General features: G+C 68.1%; 20 protein-coding genes and 1 pseudogene. 10 read left to right on the top strand and 11 right to left on the bottom strand.

Annotated features, from left to right (window positions below; genetic code table 11):
• Positions 1 to 374: 374 nt before the first annotated feature.
• Entirely contained in the window at positions 375 to 644 is a 270-nt protein-coding gene (locus tag ACZ6R6_RS26290; RefSeq protein WP_470097541.1) for a DUF6461 domain-containing protein, read from the top strand.
• Between the two features lie 251 nt (positions 645 to 895).
• Positions 896 to 1,393: a GNAT family N-acetyltransferase gene (locus tag ACZ6R6_RS26285; RefSeq protein ID WP_470097539.1), complete on the top strand. Its 498-nt coding sequence runs from the start codon at positions 896 to 898 to the stop codon at positions 1,391 to 1,393.
• A 193-nt stretch (positions 1,394 to 1,586) separates the two neighbouring features.
• On the opposite strand, the gene ACZ6R6_RS26280 is transcribed toward ACZ6R6_RS26285, so the two are convergent.
• From ACZ6R6_RS26280 to ACZ6R6_RS26255, 6 genes are all read right to left on the bottom strand, one after another.
• Positions 1,587 to 2,570 carry a glycoside hydrolase family 5 protein gene (locus tag ACZ6R6_RS26280; RefSeq protein ID WP_470097537.1) on the bottom strand — a complete coding sequence of 328 codons (984 nt, stop codon included), beginning with the start codon at positions 2,568 to 2,570 and terminating at the stop codon, positions 1,587 to 1,589.
• Positions 2,571 to 3,146 carry a PadR family transcriptional regulator gene (locus tag ACZ6R6_RS26275; RefSeq protein WP_470097535.1) on the bottom strand — a complete coding sequence of 192 codons (576 nt, stop codon included), beginning with the start codon at positions 3,144 to 3,146 and terminating at the stop codon, positions 2,571 to 2,573.
• A 408-nt stretch (positions 3,147 to 3,554) separates the two neighbouring features.
• A complete protein-coding gene (locus tag ACZ6R6_RS26270) occupies positions 3,555 to 3,965 on the bottom strand; it encodes an ATP-binding protein (protein ID WP_470097533.1) in 411 nt (136 codons plus the stop codon).
• The gene (locus tag ACZ6R6_RS26265; protein ID WP_470097821.1) at positions 3,868 to 4,272 is read right to left on the bottom strand and encodes an ATP-binding protein; all 405 of its coding nucleotides are present in this window, start codon (positions 4,270 to 4,272) and stop codon (positions 3,868 to 3,870) included. Before ACZ6R6_RS26265 ends, ACZ6R6_RS26270 begins: the two co-directional genes overlap by 98 nt.
• A gap of 115 nt (positions 4,273 to 4,387) precedes the next feature.
• Entirely contained in the window at positions 4,388 to 5,932 is a 1,545-nt protein-coding gene (gene istA, locus ACZ6R6_RS26260; RefSeq protein WP_470097819.1) for an IS21 family transposase, read from the bottom strand.
• Positions 5,933 to 6,374: 442 nt separating this feature from the next.
• Complete coding sequence (locus tag ACZ6R6_RS26255; protein ID WP_470097531.1) at positions 6,375 to 7,253, bottom strand: helix-turn-helix domain-containing protein; 879 nt, start codon at positions 7,251 to 7,253, stop codon at positions 6,375 to 6,377.
• A gap of 41 nt (positions 7,254 to 7,294) precedes the next feature.
• Here ACZ6R6_RS26255 and ACZ6R6_RS26250 point away from each other — a divergent pair, with 41 nt between their 5' ends.
• The 4 genes from ACZ6R6_RS26250 (at position 7,295) to ACZ6R6_RS26235 (ending at position 9,754) form a co-directional block, all read left to right on the top strand.
• Positions 7,295 to 8,074, top strand: coding sequence for a phytanoyl-CoA dioxygenase family protein (locus ACZ6R6_RS26250; protein WP_470097529.1), 780 nt, complete (start codon positions 7,295 to 7,297; stop codon positions 8,072 to 8,074).
• Positions 8,075 to 8,640: 566 nt separating this feature from the next.
• Positions 8,641 to 9,003 carry an RNA polymerase sigma factor gene (locus tag ACZ6R6_RS26245; protein ID WP_470097527.1) on the top strand — a complete coding sequence of 121 codons (363 nt, stop codon included), beginning with the start codon at positions 8,641 to 8,643 and terminating at the stop codon, positions 9,001 to 9,003.
• On the top strand, positions 8,993 to 9,229 hold the full coding sequence (locus ACZ6R6_RS26240) for a sigma factor-like helix-turn-helix DNA-binding protein (protein WP_470097525.1): 237 nt from the start codon (positions 8,993 to 8,995) through the stop codon (positions 9,227 to 9,229). Before ACZ6R6_RS26245 ends, ACZ6R6_RS26240 begins: the two co-directional genes overlap by 11 nt.
• 48 nt (positions 9,230 to 9,277) lie before the next feature.
• The gene (locus tag ACZ6R6_RS26235) at positions 9,278 to 9,754 is read left to right on the top strand and encodes a peroxiredoxin family protein (protein ID WP_470097523.1); all 477 of its coding nucleotides are present in this window, start codon (positions 9,278 to 9,280) and stop codon (positions 9,752 to 9,754) included.
• Here ACZ6R6_RS26235 and ACZ6R6_RS26230 read toward each other — a convergent pair.
• From ACZ6R6_RS26230 to ACZ6R6_RS26220, 3 genes and pseudogenes are all read right to left on the bottom strand, one after another.
• Positions 9,693 to 10,271 (bottom strand): annotated as a pseudogene (locus tag ACZ6R6_RS26230) (transposase); the annotation flags it as partial. The gene ACZ6R6_RS26235 and the pseudogene ACZ6R6_RS26230 sit on opposite strands and share 62 nt — an antisense overlap.
• Positions 10,272 to 10,305: 34 nt before the next feature.
• Complete coding sequence (locus tag ACZ6R6_RS26225; protein ID WP_470097521.1) at positions 10,306 to 10,563, bottom strand: recombinase family protein; 258 nt, start codon at positions 10,561 to 10,563, stop codon at positions 10,306 to 10,308.
• Positions 10,564 to 10,669: 106 nt separating this feature from the next.
• Entirely contained in the window at positions 10,670 to 11,104 is a 435-nt protein-coding gene (locus ACZ6R6_RS26220; protein WP_470097520.1) for an organic hydroperoxide resistance protein, read from the bottom strand.
• Between the two features lie 63 nt (positions 11,105 to 11,167).
• Here ACZ6R6_RS26220 and ACZ6R6_RS26215 point away from each other — a divergent pair, with 63 nt between their 5' ends.
• Genes ACZ6R6_RS26215 through ACZ6R6_RS26205 form a run of 3 tightly spaced genes read left to right on the top strand, consistent with a single transcriptional unit; the run spans position 11,168 to position 13,215 of the window.
• Positions 11,168 to 11,689 carry an LLM class flavin-dependent oxidoreductase gene (locus tag ACZ6R6_RS26215; RefSeq protein WP_470097817.1) on the top strand — a complete coding sequence of 174 codons (522 nt, stop codon included), beginning with the start codon at positions 11,168 to 11,170 and terminating at the stop codon, positions 11,687 to 11,689.
• Entirely contained in the window at positions 11,593 to 12,510 is a 918-nt protein-coding gene (locus tag ACZ6R6_RS26210) for an alpha/beta fold hydrolase (RefSeq protein WP_470097815.1), read from the top strand. The genes ACZ6R6_RS26215 and ACZ6R6_RS26210 overlap by 97 nt, the downstream gene beginning before the upstream one ends.
• Before the next feature lie 15 nt (positions 12,511 to 12,525).
• Positions 12,526 to 13,215, top strand: coding sequence for a winged helix-turn-helix transcriptional regulator (locus tag ACZ6R6_RS26205; RefSeq protein ID WP_470097518.1), 690 nt, complete (start codon positions 12,526 to 12,528; stop codon positions 13,213 to 13,215).
• A gap of 206 nt (positions 13,216 to 13,421) precedes the next feature.
• Here ACZ6R6_RS26205 and ACZ6R6_RS26200 read toward each other — a convergent pair whose 3' ends face one another.
• Entirely contained in the window at positions 13,422 to 14,609 is a 1,188-nt protein-coding gene (locus ACZ6R6_RS26200) for an FAD-dependent oxidoreductase (RefSeq protein ID WP_470097516.1), read from the bottom strand.
• Positions 14,610 to 14,673: 64 nt separating this feature from the next.
• Here ACZ6R6_RS26200 and ACZ6R6_RS26195 point away from each other — a divergent pair, with 64 nt between their 5' ends.
• On the top strand, positions 14,674 to 15,342 hold the full coding sequence (locus tag ACZ6R6_RS26195; RefSeq protein ID WP_470097514.1) for a TetR/AcrR family transcriptional regulator: 669 nt from the start codon (positions 14,674 to 14,676) through the stop codon (positions 15,340 to 15,342).
• A 574-nt stretch (positions 15,343 to 15,916) separates the two neighbouring features.
• Here ACZ6R6_RS26195 and ACZ6R6_RS26190 read toward each other — a convergent pair.
• Positions 15,917 to 16,702, bottom strand: coding sequence for a hypothetical protein (locus ACZ6R6_RS26190; protein ID WP_470097512.1), 786 nt, complete (start codon positions 16,700 to 16,702; stop codon positions 15,917 to 15,919).
• Positions 16,703 to 16,965 lie beyond the last annotated feature (263 nt).

The raw sequence follows: 16,965 nt of genomic DNA, 5'->3' as shown, positions 1-16,965 counted from the left end.
GTAGAGCAGGTTCTCATCCGATCTTGATCAACAGAGCCGGGTCGGTCCTCAGCCTCCGCTGTCGACGGCTGGGTGTCATCCCATCGAACCTTTTCATCCCCTGGCGGCGAACTGCTGGTCACAGTATGACCGCAAGGCCGGTGTTCGCCTGACGACGTAGAGACCCCTGGTAGACGGGTTGATCGCGACAATCATGTCCGTCACAACCAGGGGCTTCGGATGCTGTTCCATCGTGCTGCTGTCGATGTGTCGCGTTCAACGCTGAACTACGTCGCCGGCCTGAAAGGCCATCGCCGTCCAAAACCACCGTGTCGCACAGGCCGCCTGGGGATGAGAAGGTTCATCGTGTCGGTCGGCGCTGCGAGCATGACGAAATGATCGCGACCCCTGGCGACTACGGCTGGTTCTCCTACGAGCGCTTCCCCGAGCTGGCGGATGCCTACTGCTTCACCTACGTCCGCGGCCTGACGTCCGAGCAACCGGTGGTCCGGCTCGGTGGCCGGCCGGAGGATTTCACGCCCATGACGCTTGAGGAGCTGGTCGAGACTCGCCACAGGAGCAGCTACGACACCGCGTTTCTCGGCGCCACGAGCATCCTGGAGGGGTCCACCTACCTGTGCGGAGTCATCCCCGAACCGAGGTGAGCAGGATCCATCGCAAGCCACCAGGATGAAAAAGCTTCATTGGAGCGTCCCAGAGCCGTCAGGCCGCTGAACGGCTGTCCAGCCTTCCGGCCAGAAGTGCGTGCCGTCCGGCTCCAAGATCCGAACACCTCCGAACCGAAAATTCCCGGTGAAGATCGCCCTGCCGAATACGGCGTCCCTGGTGAAGGTCGCCTTTTCGAAGTGCCCATGACTGTTTTTTCGGGAGGGGTTCCGGTGTCAGACTGCCGATCATGAATAGTGGAAAGGCCGCTGTCGTGATCCGGCCCTACCGAGATGACGACCGTGACGCCGTCATCACGCTGGCCCCACGCCTGACCGAAGGCGTCGCGGCCTGGCGGGACACCGACGCCGTCGCCGTCGCCGTGGGCGGCTGGGTTACCGCTTCCCTGGACCGCGATGGCAGGGATGGTCACGGGGTGCTCGTGGCGGTCCACGATGGCTGTGTCGCAGGCTTTGTCACCCTGGCCACCCGGCGGCACTTCACCGGCCACGTGGACGCCTACATCGGCGAACTCGTCGTCTCCGCCGAGGTGGAGCGTATGGGCATCGGGCGCGCTCTGGTGAACGCCGCCGAGTCCTGGGCACGCGAACGCGGTCTACAGCGCATCACGCTGGAGACCGGCGCGGCCAACGTCCGCGCCCGGAGCTTCTACCAGGCGCTGGGATATGCGGAGGAGGAAGTACGGCTGAGCAAGCCGGTACCGATTGATGATCAGACAGGTCAGTAGTGCCTGCTGTCACCACCTTTGAGCTTGGCCGATCGGTCGATGCCGGGAACACTGTGAGTTCGTCGTAGACCTTGCGGTCCTGCAGGCAGTGATAGAGACAGCCGAGCATCCGGTTTGTGGGCGGCCACGATCTTGTCCAGGTAGGCGGCCAGCCTAACCCAGGCTGGCGGCCATGAAATCTCCAGGCTGGCGGTCACTTGGGGTCTTGCTGGACAGTCAGGCCAAGGGCCTGGAGCAGTGTGGGATCCCACATGCCGGCGCGCTCGTCGTACAAGGCGAAGGTCGGCCCGAACGACCAGTAGCCCCACGAGAAGCCGTGCTCCTCAGCCAGCTGCCGGTTGAAGGAGGCCCAGCGCACGCGTGAGCGTGGGTCGGCGTTGTTGGAGGTGCCGAACTCGCCGACGAAGATCGGCCTATCGTGCACGCGTGCCCATTCGGCCAGGCTGGCGAAGGCCTCGGACAGCACGGAGCGTTCCTCATGGTTGCCTTGCCAAGTCGTGCCCAGCCAGGAGGCGGGGTCGCCGAACGGGGTGTCGCTGCCGAGCCAGGTTTCACCTTGCATGGTGAAGGTGGTCGGCCAGTACTGGTGGACCGTGACGATCAGGTTGTGGTCGTCCTGTGGCAGCTGAAGGTCGGGCAGGCGGCGGATGTTGTTGTAGGAGGCCGGACCGATGACAACGGCTCGGGCGGGGTCGGCCTCGCGCACAGCGGTGAGGATCTGTCGCAAGTAGTCGTTCCAGAGAGGATCGAGAGGGCCGCGGGGTTCGGCCAGGGGTTCCAGCATTACCTGGGCGGGGCGGTCGGAGAAGCGTTCGGCGATCTGGTGGGTAGTGGCGAGCAGCCGGTCGAGGTGGCGGGGTGGGTCGGCGTTCAGGTCGGGGTCTTGGAGGTTGTTCAAGACGACGCTCAATCCGCGTTCGGCTGCCTGGTCGAGGAGAAGGTCGACGCGGTCTAGAACCGCCGGGTCCACGGCAAATCGTCCCTGGAACTCGGTCGTGTGCGCGGCCCAGCATGTCGCCAGCCGGATGGCGGAGAATCCGGCCTCGTGGCACAAGTCGAGATGATGCGGGCCGAACGGGACGGTCCATCCTTGTTCCAGTTCGGCGCCGAAGTCGGCGCCGATATTGATGGTGCGGGCCAGGAGGCGGTTGGTCTCGTGGATGGAGGAGGTGTTCATTTAGCTGCGGTCTTTCGTCGGGGCGTCGGAACCGTGGCCGGGCCAGTGGGTGGCTGGGTCGCGGAGTTGGGTGATGAATGCGCGTAGCCAGTCGAGTTCGGCGCGGCGCAGGGCTTGAGGAAAGGCGTGGTCGGCTAGGAACACCGGCGCGACACCGGCTTGGCCGGCGGCGTTCAGCGCGTGGCCGGTCTCGTTGACATGCTGCTCCATTCGCTCGGCGCGGCGTTCGAGGAGGGTGATCACCTCGGTTCGGGGCAAGGCGAACATGAACATCAGCGCGACTGTGAAACCGGAGGTGTCGTCTTCGGGGCCATCGAGCAGTTCGCGCAGCCAGTCTCGTAGGCTCGAGCAGCCTGCCTCGGTGATGCGGTAGATGGTTCGCTCGGGCCGGGCGCCCCCGCGAGTCGTCTCGCCTTGCGTGATCAGGCCCGCGTTGACCAGGCGAGGCAGGGCGTCGTAGAACGACGCGTTCTTGATCTTCAGAGTGCGGTCGTGGCCGCGTTCGCGCATCTGCATGCGCATGTCGTAGACGTGACGCGCGTGCTCGGCCAGCAGGCCGAGCACGGCCACGGTCATCGGGGTACGCAAAGGGCGTGCCGGCATAGAGAGCTCCTAGACGAACTCGACTAGACGAACTCGACTATATCGGAGGTCTGCTGCGCATTGGCGTTCCTTCTTCTCCAGCTCGGGCGAGACGCCGGAGGCAGCGCCGGGCCCACGCCGGGTAACGAGTGCGGATATCTGCGCCAGGCCGCCATCGCCGCCGCCCAGTTCGCCATGGGACGCTCGCGAGAACTCTGCAGCCAGGAGGCTAAAATGGACATCACGACCGATGAGCAGCCTGGCTGACGCCAGTACCGCCGGATGGCGTGCGCAACGGGGAATGTGGACAGTCAGGGATCTCTCCAGGTAGGCGGCCGGCCTGATCCAGGCTGGCCACTACGAGTTCTCCAGACGGCGCATACACAGGGTCTTGCCGGGCGGTCAGGTCAGGGGGATGACGCCCTTGCCCGCGAGAGCTTCGGCCAGGCGGTGGGATTCACCGCTGGTCTCGACCATGTGCGCGTGATGCATGAGGCGATCGACGGTGGCGGTGGCCATGGACTTGGGCATGATCGTGTCGAAACCGGAGGGGTGGATGTTGCTGGTGACGGCGAGGCTGCGGCGTTCGTAGGCGGCATCGACCAGGCGGTAGAAGGCTTCGGCGGTCTCGTGGCTGACCGGGAGCAGGCCGATGTCGTCGACCACGATGACGTCGGATCGGCAGATCTTGGCGATGGTGCGGGCGACGGAGCTGTCAGCTTTGGCCCAGCCGACGGTGACAGCCAGCGTTTCCAGGGTGAACCAGGACACCCGCAGATCGGCGTCGATGGCCTCGTGGCAGAGGGCCTCCATGAAGTGGGTCTTGCCGGTGCCCGAGGGGGCCAGAGATCACGCAGTTCTCGCGGCGGCCGGCCCATTCCAGGGTGCGCAGGGCGTTCTGGGTGGCTTGCGGGATGGACGACAGCTCGCTCTGCCAGGAGTCGAAGGTCTTGCCGTTGGGCAGGTTGGCGCTCTTGCGGCGGCTGGTGCGAGTGGCGTTGTCGCGGCCGACGGCTTCCTCGGCGAGCAGGACGCGCACCACTTCGGCGGGGTCCCAGCGCTGGGAGCGGGCGGTGGCCAGCACCTCGGGGGCGGCTTTGCGGGCATAGGGGAAGCGCATCCGTGTGAACAGGGCTTCCAGTTCGGCTGGGATGGGCGGGGCCTTGGGCAGGCTGACAGTCATAGGTGATCTCCAAGCAGGTGGTTCCAATAGCAGGTCTGTAGGTTGAACGCGGTCAGCCGCGGGGTTGCTTGCCGTCGGCGGGAGTGGCGCGTCCGCGGACGGCGGCCCAGGAGGCGGTGCCGGGCTGGGCCGAGTGCTTCTCATCGGCCACCGCAGTCGGGCCGCCGGCGGCGGAGCTGCGGGCCAGATGGTCGCAGATGGAGGCCAGGTCGTTCTCACCGAAGCGGCCGTGGATGGCGGCCAAGCCGAGCGCGGCGTCGACCCGGGCTGCTCCCACCAGCGAGGCGAGCTCGATCGCGCGAGCCATCTTGGCCCGGATGCGGGCCACCCCGGTGGCCGCAGCCTCGATCAGCCATGCCTCGGCGCCTGGGCCGATGGCCAGGAAACGCTCCTCGGCTTTGGTCTGCGGACGCGGCCTGGGCTGGCGGGGCCCGTTGCCGCCAGGATGATCGGGGTAGTGTGCCTCGACGATGCGCGGCCGGCCCGGAGTGGACAGCTGGTAACGCCACAACTCGGCCAGCCCAGCACCGCCGGTCTGCTGCTCACCCGGACCGCCGTGGACCCGCCGTCCGACGATGACCAGTTCGTCCCCATGCACGCGACACCAGACCTTGCGGCCTTCGTGCCCGGGCGGCACGGAGTAGCGGACATCGCCCCAGCGGACGGTGCGGTCGTCACCGACCAGGCGTTCCTCACCCAGCGCAAGCGCATAGGGGGCGGCAGGCAGCGGGTGCAGGTGAGCAAGCTCCTCTTCCAGCATGTGAGCGGGCAGCCGGTGGGTGGCCCGGTGCATCCGATGGTTAATCTGCTCGGCCCAGCGGGCGCAGGCGTCCTCCAACTCGGCGAAGCTGCCGTAGCTGGAGCGCAGGTTGGTGGTAGTGGGCACCAGATCGGCTTTGGCGATCTTCACGGTGTTCTCCACGCCGCCCTTGGACTCGGGATCGAACGGCTCGCAGGTGTGCACCACGCACCCGTAGTGGCGGCCCAGATCGACCATCTGCGGGTGCCGGACCGGCACCTTGGCGATGTGCCCGACGGTGACCGTCCGGGGATTGTCGGTCAGCAAGTAGGTGGGGGCGCCACCGATGGTGCGCAACGTCGCGTCCAGGCACGCGGTAAGCGAGCCCAGAGTCTGGTCCCAGGACGGCAGCACCACCCGGAACCTCGACCACGCCAGCCAGGCGCAAAACAGCTGCGTGCGGCGGCCGACGATACGCGGTCCCTCGCCCCAGTCCCACTGCAGCCACATGCCCGGCTCGGGGATCCAGGGCCGATAAACACGCCGCTGGCCCGCCCGCCAGGACTCCTTGATCGCGGCGACGGCCCGCCTGGTCGTCCGCTCCGAGCCGCGAAAGCCCATTGCCACCAGGTCCTTGTGCACCACGTCGGCGCGGACCTTGCCGCTGGACCGCTCGACCTTCTCCTCGATCTTCGGCAGGAACGGGTCGATCGACCTGGGCCGCGGCGCCCGCTCGTAGGGATTGCCGCCCGCCGCGCGTACGGCGATATAGCGCTGCACTGTCTTGATGTCGCACCCGGCCAGCTGCGCCGCTGACCAGGCACATCCGGTCAGGTCGTAGGCTCCGAAGATCTCCATCAACTCTGCGTCGGACTTGGTCACAAGCCCACTCCCCGGTCTCAATAGCTGGTTGAACCACCTGCCACTCAAACCGGGCGAACGCACCGCAACGGAACCGGACACACCAGCAAGATCAAGAGATTACGTGGCCATCGACCAGGATTTCCCGTGTCCGCCCATCAGGACCCATATGTCCGCCTGCCTGGACTCACGTGACCATCGACCTGGACTTTTACATGGCCGCACACACGGTTGAAGGTGTTGCGTAGCGCGCTGGAGTGCCGGTCGCCTTCGCTCCAGCGGTGGTCGTAGTGAGCTCGGGGGCATCGGCTCTGCTTCTCACCGACGTAGCCAGCACTGGGACCACGGATGGACTACTACAACACCCAACGGCGTCACAGCGCACTCGACGGTCTTCCACCGATCAGTCGACTGTCACCGACGTCATGACCAAGTACAGCTAGCTCGGCGGGCGCAGGCGGGTGCGGTAGTCGCGGGGCGGCATGCCGTACTCCTGCCTGAAAGCCCGGCTGAAGTGGAACGGGCTGACGAAGCCGGACGCTGCGGCGACCTGCCCGATGTCGAGGTCGGTCACCTCGAGCAGCCGGGCCGCGTGCCGGATCCTGGCCTCGCGTACGGCCTGCATCGGGGTGCGTCGGGTCTGCCCGGCGAAGAGGTGGGCCAGCCGGGAGGGCGACAGCGCGACGGAACGCGCCAGCGACGCGACCGAGTGCCGGGCGCCCGGCTCGGCGGCGATGAGCGCGAGCACCCGCTCCACCCTCGGGTCGCCGCCCTGCTCCGCCTGGCGCGCGGAGGCGGTCGCCAGCACCAGCACCTCCTCGACCGCGCCCAGCACCAGCTCCCGCGCCGCCGTCGTCACGGCCACGGCGGGCCCGGCGCCCGGCTGAGACGGCTCGTCGGGGCCCGGCGGGATCCAGCGGGTGTCCTGAAGCGCGCGGCCGAAGGCCCGGTCGATCCGGTCGTGAACGGTCGCGGGCACGCCCTCGACCAGATGGCACCCCGCCGCCAGTGTGTACGGCCCGAGCCAGGTCAGCCAGGACGGGCGCGGCTGGAAGTGCACCCACCAGAACCGCCACCGGTCACCGCCAGGCGCCACGCGGTAGTGGTGCGCGGCATGGGAGCCCAGCACGACCAGGTCCCCAGGCCCGGCGGTGAACGAAGCCCCCGCCTGCTCGACCAGCCCGGCGCCCGCCTGGGTCCACATCAGCAGCCAGCTGGGCGATCCCGAGGCGCGGCGGGTGGCGTAGCCAGGCCCCCTGTCGTAGTGGCCCACGATCGTCAGGTCGGCAGCAGGAACAGACAGGTCCTCAGCCGTCACGGGCATACCCTTCGCCGGTCGCGCTTCCTACCGTGAAGGGTATGGGATTTCACGACTTCCACGATCAGGGCTACGTCCTCGTGCCCGCCCTGCTTTCTCCCGCCGAGGTCGCCGAACTGCGGGAGGAGTTCATGGCCCTGCACGCCAGGGGTGCCGTGCCAGGCCATTTCACGCCGACGCCGCAGGAGCCCGGCCAGCCGTACGACATCCTGCGCGACTATCCGCGGGTCATGCATCCGCACCAGATCAACGATGCGGCGTTGCGCTATCTGCTCGACAGCAGGATCGCGACGATCCTGCGCGACCTGCTCGGCGAGGAGCCGATAGCAGCCCAGAGCATGTTCTACTTCAAGCCGCCCGGGGCGCGGGGCCAGGCGCTGCACCAGGACAACTTCTATCTGCGGGTCGAACCGGGCACCTGCGTGGCGGCGTGGATCGCGCTCGACCGGGTCGACCGGGCCAACGGCGGCCTGGAGGTGGTGCCCGGCACGCACAGGATGGACCTGTTCTGCCCGGAGGACGCCGACCCGGGCGTCTCCTTCACCAGGGAATACGTCCCGCCGCCGCCAGGCCTGGAACGGGTGCCCGTCGACATGGACCCGGGTGACGTGCTGTTCTTCAACGGCAGCCTGGTGCACGGCTCGGAGCCCAACAGCACGGCCGACCGGTTCAGACGCAGCTTCATCTGCCACTACGTGGGGCGCTCCGCCGAGCGGATCTCCGGTTTCTATTCCACGCTCACCATGTCGGGCGAGCCGGTCCACCTCGAGCCCGCCACCGGTGGCGGCCCATGCGGGACGGAGGCCGCGGGCCCGCACTAGGGGTGGCTGAGAAGCTGGCGGTCGCGTAGCTGTTCAACTGCCTGGCGGTGTGCGCTGCTGGGCGTGGGAGGCCCCCATGCCCGCCCCCCCCGAAAGTCATGCGGTAGCAGCCGCCGGGCGCAGCCGGCCCGCGGCCGGGAGATCGCGTTCACGATCTCCCGGCGCGCGTGCACCACCGGGCGTCCGCGTGGCGTAGCCAGAGGATCAAGGACGTGATGACGGCGCCGGAGAGATAGCGGCCGGCGAGCTTGTCGAAGCGGGTAGAGACGGCGCGCCGTCGCTTGAGCTTGGCGAAACACCGCTCCACCACGTCGCGCCCCTTGTAGGCGACGGTGTCGAAGGCGGGCGGGCGGCCTCCGCGGCTGCCCTGTTTTCCCCGCCTCGCCGTGATGGGTGACCGATTTCGTATCGTGGCGCGTCGGTGGCGCGCAGATAGAGGCTGCTCGTCTCCTTGTCGGGCTCCCGGCGGTGTGGGCCGACTGCCTCCGGACCGGGGGTGAATCCTTTCGTGGTCCCAGGGACTCTTATGGACGTTACCGGGACGCCAGGAGGGAGAAGCGGGATGGATGCGCCGCGCCGGTGCGGAGGTGGCCGTGGTCGACCGCGGTTGGGCGAGCAAGCAGCTGATCAAGGCCGTACAGGGCGGCGACGCGGACTCGATCGCCGCGGCGGTGCACGGCGCGCATCCGCACCTGCGGCACTTCGCCCAGCGCCTGTGCGCATTTCCGCAGGATGCCGAGGATGCGGCGCAGGAAGCGCTGATCGTCCTCCATCGCAAGATCGGTACCCTGTGCGCCTCGGCGGCGCTCGCCTCCTGGATGTTCCGGATCATCAAGCACAGGTGCCTGCGCCGTGTCCAACGGCTGCTCGACCACGATGCCGAGCTCGGCATCGGCCGAGGACGAGGTCCTCACACGCTTGGAGGCTGAGCGCGTCGCGCAGGCGATCCGGGCGTTGCCGGACCTCCAGCGCCGCGTGCTGATCATGCGTGACGTGCTGGGCCCCCCGGGACGGACGGCCGCCGAGACGCTCGGTCCGAGCATCCCGGCGATGAAGTCCCAGCTGCACCGGGCCCGGACCGCGCGCTGGCTCAGCCTGCGGGATGCGGCCGAGGGCGACGAAGACCTCCTCGGCGCCGCAACCACGCAGGTGTGACCCGAACCGACCGTTCTTTGCAGTCCCAACGTGAAAGGAAGCTCCGCCATGCTCACATCCGGATCACCTGCCCCGCAGATGGTGTTGGAGGACACCACAGGGCAGATCGTCCGCCTCTCCGACTACCAGGGCAAGCACGCGGTGCTGCTCTACTTCCTGCGGTCGACGTCCTGCCCCGTGTGCAATCAGCATGTCCGCGGACTCTCCAAGATCGGTGAGGAGTTGGCGGCCGCCGATGCCCAGGTGCTCCTTGTGGTGCCCGAGGACCGGGAGACGGCGGCCGCGTGGAAGGCGAAAAACCGGGTCCCGTTCACCGTTCTCACCGGCCGCAGCGGGACCCCGCACGAGACGATCGGCCTGAGCAGGAAGGTCTTCGGCTCGATGCAGCAGTCCGGCACTGTCCTGATCGACTCTCAGGGCATCGTCCGCCACGCCCACGGCGCCACCATGCCCACCAACGGCCTCAACAGGAAAGCAATCGCCGCGGCCCTTGTCTCCCTCCGCGTTCCGGGGCGGAGGGAGTAGGGCGATGGCCGCGCCGGACATCTCCAACCGGGCAGCGCTGCACCGGACCGGTGAGGATGACGGCATCGGTGTGCCCGGTGGCCGGCAAAGCGCCCCGCGGGAACCGTTGAAGCCGCTCAGGCAACGTTTGCCCCTTGACGACCTCGCGTAGGCGTCCGTCGGCAGCGTGGCGGTTGCGCCAGATGATGTAGCGGCGGACCATGCTGCCCCGCTCTTTGTGGCTGGCGTGGTCGGTGCCGTCAAGGGTGAAGTAGCGCAGGGCGGTGAACTGGGCCTCGATGCGGTTCAGCCGGGAGCTGCTGGTCGGGGTGTAGGTGATCTCGACGTTGTTGGTCTGGGTCCGGTCCGCCACGCGGCGGCCCCGCTTGGTGGTCGGGTGTGGAGAGTAGTCGTCGCACACGATCACCAGGCGGACCGTCGGCGGGTAGAGGGTACGCAGGTAGCGGCAGAACTCCAGGAACTTCGAGCGGTTCCTGGTCTTCTTGATGTGCCCGTAGAGCTTGTCCTTGGCCAGGTCGTAGGCCGCCCGTGGGGGAGTGTCGGAACCGGAATCAGCGGTAGCGGCTGACGCGGTGCCGTGTCTTGCCCTTGCGGGAGGCGGTGTCGAGCCCTTCCAGCGTCGACTCCCGGATGTTCTCCCGCTCGGTCTCCGCCATCGCCGCGAAGAACGCGAACAGCAGCTTCCCGGGCCCGGTGGGGTCGTAGAGGCCGGGCAGGGGTCCGGCGAGCATCTCCAAGACCAGGCCGTGCGCGGTGAGGTGGTCAGCGAGCGCGGTGAGTTCGGCGGCGTCGCGGCCCAGCCGCTTCATCTCGTACACCGTGATGATGACCTGGCAGTGCGGGCATGCGCCTTGATCTCCCGGGCGGTGCGGAGCGCTTCCTCGAGCTGCGGGCGCCCCCGTACGCGGCGGTGTGTCACAGCTGTGTGCCGTTGACGACCAGCGCCACTTCGATGTTGCCGCGGGTGGCGTTGGAGTAGGGACACACCTGATGCGCCACCCGCACCAGGTCGGTGGCCTGGGTGAGGTCGGCGATGGACGGCAGGCTGATCTCCAGTTCGACGCCCAGCTTGAAGCCGCCGTTGCCGGCGGGGATGAGCATGACCTTCGAGTCGATCGCCGCGTCGTCGGCGCGCAGGTGCTTGCGCTGGCCCACCAGGGCGAGTGAGGTGGCGAAGCAGGCGGCGTAGCCGATGGCGAACAGTTGCTCGGGGTTGACCCCTTCGCCGTCCCCGCCCAGTTCCTTGGGCTGCCTGAGCTCTACCTCCAGCCTGCCGTCGACAGTGCGTCCGTGGCCGTCGGCCCGGCCTCCGACGACGTGGGCCTGGGCGGTGTAGAGCGTGTCCGTCATGATGGTCTCCTTAGCGAGTCGGCTACTCGAAAAAGAATCTTAAACTTCAAAAATAGGAAGTCAATGGTTAATATTCGAGAACCTGACAGCGACAAGAGGGATCACATGGCCTCACTGAAGATCGGCTACCTGTTGTCGACGCGCGATCAAGCCGTACGCGGCGATCACGACCTGGGGCAGTTGGCCGAACAGGCGCGACGTGCCGGAGCGCTGGGTTTCGACTCCGTGTGGGCCGGCGACAGCCCTCTCGCCAGGCCCCGCGCCGGCCCCCTGCTCCTGCTGTCGGCCGTAGCTGCCGCCGCCCGCCGCATCACGCTCGGCACTGCCGTACCGCTGCCCGCGCTCCGTCATCCGATCCTGCTGGCGCACCAGCTCGCCACCTTGGACAGGCTCGCCGGCGGGCGCCTGATCGTCGGCATGGGCGGCGGATTTCCCAACCGGGGCACCGAGCTCAGTTCACCGCGTTCGGCGTCTCCTTCGCGCGCCGCATCAGCCGCCTTGAGGAGTCGATCGAGGCGATGCGTCAGCTGTGGAGCGGCCGGGAGGTCTCCTTCACCGGCCGGCACTTCGACTACCACGGCGTGACGCTGGCCCCCCGCCCGCTCGTCCAGCAGGCCCGCCGATCCGCCTGGCCGCCGACGACCACCACGCGGCCCTGGAGAACTTCGCCGGCCGCGTCCTGCCCCTGCTTCGAAAGGAACAGCATGACCACCTTCGTTCTCGTGCACGGCGCCTGGCACGGCCCCTGGGCCTGGGAGCGCCTCACCCCGTTCCTGCACCGGGCCGGGATACGCACCCTGACCCCCGCCCTCACCCTGGAAGGCGACGCCGGCCTGGACGTCCACGTCGATGAGGTCCGCACCTGTCTGGACGTTGCCGCAACGGCCGGTGAGGACGTGGTGCTGGTCGGGCACAGCTACGCGGGCCTGATCGTCCGGCAGGCCGCCGATCAGCGACCCGACCTGGTGAACCACATCGTCCTGATCGACGGCTGGGCCGGTGGCGACGGCGCGAGCATGTTCAGCCTGGCGCCCGACGCCTTCGTCAACGCGATGCGCGCCGCCGCCCACGCCACCGCCGACGGCCGCTACATCCCCGCCCCACCCCCGGCGAGCTACGGCATCACCGACCCCGACGACACGCGCTGGCTCGCCCCCCGTCTGCTGCCACAACCTCTGCGCACCTTCACGGAGGCGACCCGGCTGAGCGGAGCCGTCGACCAGATCCCCGGCACCGCCGTCTACTGCCGCCCGCAGATCTTCCCCTTCGACCGGTTCGCCACGGCGATCGGATACCGGACCGTCCCCATGGACGGCCCGCACAACGTGATGCTCACCCACCCGCAGCCGCTGGCCCGGCTCCTCCTGGACGCCCATACCAATCAGTTCAATAACAAGAAGCTCTAGGATTAGAATGGAGAAGTGGAACAGCGGAACTACAACCAGTACTGCGCGACCGCGCGCACCCTCGACCTCGTGGGCGAACGGTGGACTTTGCTGCTGATCCGTGAACTGCTGACCGGCCCCAAACGCTTCAGCGACCTGCAACACAGCCTGCGCGGCCTGGGCACCGGCCTGCTGGCGGCGCGGATGAAACACCTGGAACGCGAAGGACTGGCACACAAGGTCACCCTCCCGCCGCCGGCCCGCACCCCCGCCTACGCCCTCACCCCAGCCGGTGTGGACCTCGAACCGGTGGTGCTGGCCCTGGCCCGGTGGGGGCTGACCTGGGCCATGGACGAACCCCGCGACCAGGAGAACTTCCACCCCGGCTGGGCCGTGCTCGGCCTGAAGGCATGCTTCGACGCCGAGGCCGCCACCGGCCTGCGGGCACTGTATGAGTTCCGCGTAGAGGATGAGGTCTTCCACGCCCGCATCGACGACGGCGCGATCGAAACCGTGCACGGCCCGGCCCAACACCCTGACGTGATCATCACAACCAGCAGGGAGACTTTCCGTGACCTCGCCGCCAGCAGGTCGACCCTCGGTGAAGCGATCAGTAGCGGCGCCGCCTCCGCCTCCGGCGACCGGCAAGCCCTGCGCCGGCTCCACCACCTGTTCCGCCTGCCGCTCCCGCAAACCCGATCCGCGGCTCCGGCCTCCGAGTCATGACGGGAGCGCGTGCTCCCTCTTGGCGCGGCTGAAGCCGTGGGAGGTCGGCGACGAGCTGTGAGCGGTCATCGAGCCGTTGCTGCCCGAACATCAGCGGAACGTTGAGACCGGGTTGACATGTCCGAATTACTCGGAATGTGCGAGGACGTCTGTCGTACGTCCGGTCTTCCCGGCCCAGGGCGATCCACGGACGGGCGGGAGGCGGGTCACCCCTTGAGCGTTGGGCCTTCGAGCGATACCGGTGTCCAATCAGCGGTTCGGACCAGTTCCCTCAGCCCGACGCTTGCCGGTAGGAGCCGCATCGTGGTGTTGCGCGCCAGGATGACCAGCCTGTTCTCCAGCTGTGGCCCCATCCGCCCCACCCGGCGGGCGTTACGCGCGACGGCCTGGGTTCGCGGTCGCCGCGCGTGATCGTAGCGGGTGAGCGCGGAGGCCGGATCGGGTCCGGCTCGCAGCTCGGCGGCAAGGACGACGGCGTCCTCGAGCGCCATGCCGGCCCCCTGCCCGAGGTGTGGCGGCATCGCGTGGGCCGCGTCTCCGATCAGGACCGTCCTGCCGTGGACGTAGCTCGGCAGAGGGTCGACCAGATGGAAGATGTCGTGGCGGAGCACGGCCTCGGGCGGCGTGGCCGCGAGCACGGCTGGGATCGGATCATGCCAGGAGCCGAATCGCACCCGTACTTCTCCGAGTCCGTCGGCGTACCGCGTGCCACGTGAAGCATTGGCCAGGGCGTGCCACTCTATCCGCCCGCCGGTCAGCGATGAGAAGCCGAACTCCATGCCACGGCCCCAGGTCTGATCGATGCCCTGCGGGGATTCGACAGGTTCGCTCGTCACGCCCCGCCAGACGGTCGCGCCGCTGTAGACCGTGCCAGAATGCTCCGGCCACACCTGTGACCGCACCCAGCTGTTCAGCCCGTCGGCGCCGATGACGATATCCGCGTCGAGTACGGCATCGCCGTCCGAGGTGGTGAAGTGGACGCGGGCTCCCGTGCCGTCCTGCTCCAGCGCCCTGATCAGCGCGCCCGGCACCAGGGCGTCGGACGGCAGGGCCTGGGCCAGCACGTTGTGCAGCTCGGGACGGAGAAACGAGTAAACCGCCGTCCCTAGCCGGTCCTCGATGGCGGCGCCATCCATGGGTGTCAGCAGCCGGCCTGATGGGACGGAGATCTTGCCTCCGGGCTGGCGGCACCCGACGTCGCGTACGGCAGCGCCCACTCCCAGCGTGTCGAGCGCGCGCAACCCGTTGGCCAGCAGCGAGATGCCCGCCCCGATCGCCCCGAACGCGGGAGCCCTCTCCAGCACCGTGACCTGCCATCCGATGCGCCGCAGCCCGACGGCGACGGCCAGCCCCGCGATACCGCCACCGACGACAACCGCCGATCTCTCGCCCATGACACTCCCTTCTACATTTGTAGAAGATCATACTACGCATGTAGAAGACAAAGGAAGGCAAGAGATGATGGAGCACCGGGATCGCCGCGCCGTACTGGCCGACGCGGCCATCGAGCTAGTGGCCGCGCGCGGGATACGCGGGCTCACCCATCGCGCGGTCGACGCCCAGGCGGAGATGCCCCCCGGCACCACCTCGGCCTACTACCGGACGTGGAAAGCCCTGCTCACCGGGCTGGTACGGCGACTCGCCGACCTGGACAGGATCGACCTGGAACGCCGTGCCCTGGCGGCGGAAGGACCACTCCTGGGGGGGCCGCAGGACATTCCCGTGACCGAGGACATTCCCGTGACCGCCGCCGAGGTGAACCGTCTGGCCGAGGCCACGGCCGCGGTCATCGACCACTGGCTCAGCGCGGGCCGCACCCGCACACTCGCTCGCCACGTCTGCATCCTTGAGGCCGCCCATGACCCCGAATTGCGTGAACTGCTGGCCCCGCACAACGACGCTGCGCGAGCATCGGCAAGCGCGTTCCTGGCTCGTGCCGGAGTTCGGGACACCGACCGCCGCGGTCGCGACTACGTCGCATGCGTCGACGGACTGATCCTCGACCGCCTCGTCGGCGTGGGAGCGTCCATCGCGCCACCCCCCGGCACCCAGGAGAGCAGAGACGAACTCCACCAGAGCATACGTTCGCTGTTGGAGGCCATGATCCGGCCGGAGGGAAGTCGATAGGCGAGGAGCCGTCCTCGGCCTGACCGAGGACGTGCGCGCCCGCGAGTGCGCCCGGGTCTACAGGGCGCGCCACGTCCACCTGCAGCTCAAGCGCGAGGGCACCGTGGTGGCCCGGTGCACTGTCGTGCCTCTCATGCGCGCACGCCTGCACGGGGTCATCCGGGGCCGCAAGCGGCGCACCACGATTTCCGGTGATCAGGAACGCCCGGTGCCGTTCGACGGTGCGGCCGCTCCACTCGTAAAAGCCGAGCGAAGCGGCGTCGACCTTGAGCCGGCGGGCGACGGACTTCACCGCGTCGTCATGCGGTTCGGTCCGGCCCCGGGGGGACCGCCCGAACCGGCCGTAGAACTTCAGCGGCAGCGCGGACCCGAGCTGTGTGTCGCGGCGCTTGACCGCGACCAGGTCCTGCCCGGCACCGACCAGCGTCCAGCGCTCAACCAGGTCCCTGGATGCAACGAGGATCGATTCACAGCCGCAGATCAGCACAGCGGTCACAACCCCGGCGACAGCCCCCAAAGCATGATCAAATATTTGGCGGCGGATGTCACGGTTCTTTCAACACCCCGTGACGGGTCAGGCATCGACCCGCTGCACGGTGATCTCATACTGGTCCACAGCACCCTCCCACCGGGCCACCAGTGCGCCGCCCTCTTCTCTGGACTTGCGCATGTCGTGAAGACAGAGGGCGAGGTCGTCGGAGTAGGGGTCGCAGAACGCGCCCAGGTGCGCTCGGATCCCAGCGTGTTCCACGGCCGCGATGGCCGCCTCCGTCTCCGCATCGGTCCTTTCACGCGGCACGAGGCCGTCGAAGTCTTCGCCCATGCCGGTGGCGACCCGAAGGGCGTCGACAAGTGTGCCGTCCGACGCGATCCTGGCCTGCGTCACGCACCAGGTCTCTTCGGGCAGGTCCGGCGAGGTGAGGTCGACCCCGTGGCGCGCCGTCAGGCGCGCCAGATCGACACCCCTGACCCAGGGCATCTCGCCGGGACCGGCCAGATCGACAGCCGCCAGGTCTTCCTTGAAGGTGGCCGGGAACTCCGCCGCGTAGATGTTGATCTCGAACACCGACCGGCTCGCGTCGAACCGAAGCTCCGGGTAGCCCACCTCGTCGAGCAGCAGCAGGTTCTCGTTGGTCATCGTCTCCCGGCCGGTGAGAACAGCCGGCTTCAGCCACGCGGGATCCCTGGAGGACCCGGTCTCGTAGAGCCAGTTGCCGCTGTAGTAGGCCGCGTATTCCGCGCCGGCGTCGAAGTCCGAGAGGGGGCGGCCCAGCAGGACACCGAAGGCCTGCGCCAGTGACGACTCCCAGTCGTCACCGGTGGTGGGGGAGAGGCTGGACATCACGTTCACGCCTTTCACGAGTTGGGACCGTGATGGTGGTGAACGGGATCCACGGTCCGGAGCAAAAGATCGGGACTGACTGTAGGACCACCCACTGACATCGCCCCGCGCCGTCGTGAAACTTCAGTGGTTTCTCTGGTTCAGCTACGTAGTTCTACTGAGGCCGACTCGGGGCATGACGAGCATCGGAACTGTGATTCTTGACCTACGGCCCGGCTGGGCCTGCCACGCTCGACGCTGGCACCTGGTATGACCCGCATTCGGAACTGGCGCCCGATATA

The sequence above is a fragment of the Streptosporangium sp. NPDC048886 genome, assembly GCF_055586905.1.
Note: the sequence above shows the minus strand (reverse complement) of the source record. Positions and strands in the feature narration are given on the sequence as shown.